This is a genomic window from Cupriavidus sp. HPC(L) (assembly GCF_000307735.3).
In the GTDB taxonomy this organism is placed as follows: Bacteria; Pseudomonadota; Gammaproteobacteria; order Burkholderiales; family Burkholderiaceae; genus Cupriavidus.
This window is the reverse complement of record NZ_AMPR02000300.1, coordinates 1-2,767: the sequence shown is the minus strand read 5'-3', so window position 1 is coordinate 2,767 and position 2,767 is coordinate 1. Positions and strand designations below refer to the sequence as shown.

3 protein-coding genes are annotated in these 2,767 nt (G+C 72.2%); 2 read left to right on the top strand and 1 reads right to left on the bottom strand.

Translation table 11 applies throughout. The annotated features are described in order from the left end of the window. Window positions 1–1,074: cobyric acid synthase (locus B551_RS16035; RefSeq protein ID WP_043440235.1), on the bottom strand; the 1,074-nt coding region annotated here is incomplete at its 3' end. A gap of 212 nt (window positions 1,075–1,286) precedes the next feature. Between B551_RS16035 and cobU the strand changes: the two genes are divergently transcribed. Then, on the top strand, window positions 1,287–2,009 hold the full coding sequence (gene cobU / locus B551_RS16030) for a bifunctional adenosylcobinamide kinase/adenosylcobinamide-phosphate guanylyltransferase (protein ID WP_023264528.1): 723 nt from the start codon (window positions 1,287–1,289) through the stop codon (window positions 2,007–2,009). Continuing rightward, window positions 2,003–2,767: cobalamin biosynthesis protein (locus B551_RS16025; protein WP_023264527.1), on the top strand; the 765-nt coding region annotated here is incomplete at its 3' end. The genes cobU and B551_RS16025, both read left to right, overlap by 7 nt.

The window sequence follows — 2,767 nt, the reverse complement described above, 5'->3', positions numbered from 1 at the left end:
GAAATCGAGCAAGCCAAGGCCGTCGCTGCCGCCGGGTGCGCCCTCGCGTCCGTCCGGGTCTTCGATGCGGCGCCCCAGCATCTGCATGCCGCCGCAGATGCCGACAACCTTGCCGCCATAGCGCAGATGCCGCAGCAGCGCCCGCTCCCAGCCCTGCTCGCGCAGGAAGGCCAGGTCGGCGCGCACGCTCTTGCTGCCCGGCAGCACGATCAGGTCGGCCGGCGGGATCGGCGTGCCGGGCCCGATCCAGCGCAGGTCTACGCGCGGATGGGCGCGCAGCGCATCGAAATCGGTATGGTTCGAAATGCGCGGCAGCACCGGCACGATCACGCGCAGCCGCGGCGCGCCGTCGTCCTTGGCCGACTGCGTGGCCGCCACCGCGTCCTCGGCATCCAGATGCAGCCCGTGCAGATAGGGCAGCACGCCCAGCACCGGCTTGCCGGTTCGTTCACGCAGCCAGTCCAGCCCCGGTTCCAGCAATGACAGATCGCCGCGGAAGCGATTGATGATGAAGCCCTTGACGCGCGCGCGCTCGCTCGGCGACAGGCAATCGAGCGTGCCGACCAGATGCGCGAACACGCCGCCGCGATCGATATCGGCGACCAGCACCACCGGACAATCGACGGCCTCGGCAAAGCCCATGTTCGCGATGTCGCGCTCGCGCAGATTGATCTCGGCCGGGCTGCCGGCGCCTTCGACCAGCACCACGTCGTAGCCCTCGCACAGGCGCCGGTGCGAGGCCAGCACGGCCTGCATCGCGACCGGCTTGTATTCGTGATAGGCGCGCGCATCGAGGTCCAGCCGCGCGCGGCCGTGGATGATGATCTGCGCGCCGGTGTCGCTGCTCGGCTTGAGCAGCACCGGATTCATGTCGGTGTGCGACGCCAGCCCGGCGGCCTGCGCCTGCAGCGCCTGCGCGCGGCCGATCTCGCCGCCGTCGGCGGTGACGGCGCTGTTCAGCGCCATGTTCTGCGGCTTGAATGGCACGACCCGCACGGCCGCGCGCGCCAGCAGCCGGCACAGGCCCGCGACGACGGTGCTCTTGCCGGCGTCGGAGGTGGTGCCCTGGATCATCAGCGTGCCGCGCAGCGCGGACCACGGCACGCAGGCTGGTGCAGGGCAGGCAGGGTCGGCGGGCTTGGCCGGCGTGGCGGATTGGGGAAGGGCTTGCATCGCGGCGATTATCGCATCGGCCCGAGCGGCCATTGCCGGCGCCGGCTCCATGCGCGCCGCTGCCTGCGCGGATCCGCCCTGTCGGCACGCGATGCGGCCGCTACAATACCCGGATGGAACCCAAGGCCCCTCCTCACGCCGCCGGCACCGGCCCAGCCGATACGCCGTCCGATGTCGCGCTGCCCGCCGGCGAGGCGGCCATCGCGGTGGCGACCCAGGCGGCCGTCGGCCTGCCAAGGCCCGGCCCGCGCGAACTGACGCTGGTGCTGGGCGGCGCCCGTAGCGGCAAGAGCCACTACGCCGAGCAGTTGGCGACCGATCATGCGGTGGCGACCGGCGGGCCGGTGACCTATATCGCCACCGCGCGCGAGGATCCCGACGACACCGACGAGGAGATGCAGCTGCGCATCGCGCTGCATCGCGCGCGCCGCCCCGCCGACTGGAATCTGGTCGAGGAGCCGCTGCGTCTGGCCGACGCGCTGTACGCGCATGCGCGCCGCGACGGCTGCATCCTGGTCGACTGCATGACGGTCTGGCTCAACAACCTGATCTTTCTCGACAAGCGTCCGTATCCCGAGCACGGCGTCATCACGCCGCCGCCGGCCTTCACCGAGGAAATGGACGCGCTGCTCGCCGCGCTGCCGACGCTGCCCGGCCACGTGATCCTGGTCTCCAACGAGATCGGCTTCGGCGTGGTGCCGATGGGCGCGATCACGCGCTTCTACGTCGACGAGCTCGGCCGCCTGAACCAGAAGCTGGCCGCCGCGGCGGACCGCGTGCGGCTGCTGGTCGCCGGTCTGCCGGTCGCGATCAAGGGACCGGACCCGGCATGGTGAGTTCGCTGTGGCCCGCGGCGCCGCTGGCGCCGGGAGCCGCCATTGCGCTGACGGCCCTCGCCGGGGCGGGACTCGACCGCTGGCTCGGCGAGCCGCGCCGCTGGCATCCGCTGGTCGGCTTCGGCCGGCTCGCCAATGCTGCCGAACGCGCGCTGAACCGGCCGGGACCGCGCTGGCGCCAACGCGGCATCGGCCTGGCGGCCTGGTCCGCGCTGGTGCTGGTACCGGCGGCGCTGGCCGCGCTGCTGATCGCGGCCGCCAGCGAACTCACCAAGGAATTCAACAACGAGTACGCCGGTGCGTGGCTGGCCTGGCTGCTGCATGCGCTGGGCCTGTATGCCGCGCTCGGCGCGCGCAGCCTGTGCCAGCATATTGCCCCGATCGCCGGCGCGCTCGCCGAGGGCAACCTGGCCCAGGCGCGCCAGCTGACCGCCCGCATCGTCTCGCGCGACACCGCGGACGCCGATGCGCCGGCGCTGGCCCGGGCCGCCTGCGAATCGGCGCTCGAGAACGGCAACGACGCGATCTTTGGCGCGCTGTTCTGGTTCCTGATCGGCGGCGCCCCGGCGGCCATCGCCTATCGGCTGGCCAATACGCTCGATGCGATGTGGGGCTACCGGACCGAGCGCCTGTTGCACTTCGGCTGGGCCGCGGCCCGCCTCGACGATCTGCTGAACCTGGTGCCGGCCCGGCTGACCGCGCTGTCCTACGCGCTGCTCGGCTCGACCGGGCGCGCGCTGCGCTGCTGGCGCATGCAG

Excerpts from the sequence above, each read along its gene's own strand:
- cobU (WP_023264528.1), top strand. The coding sequence starts at position 1,287 with ATGGAACCCAAGGCCCCTCCTCACGCCGCCGGCACCGGCCCAGCCGAT.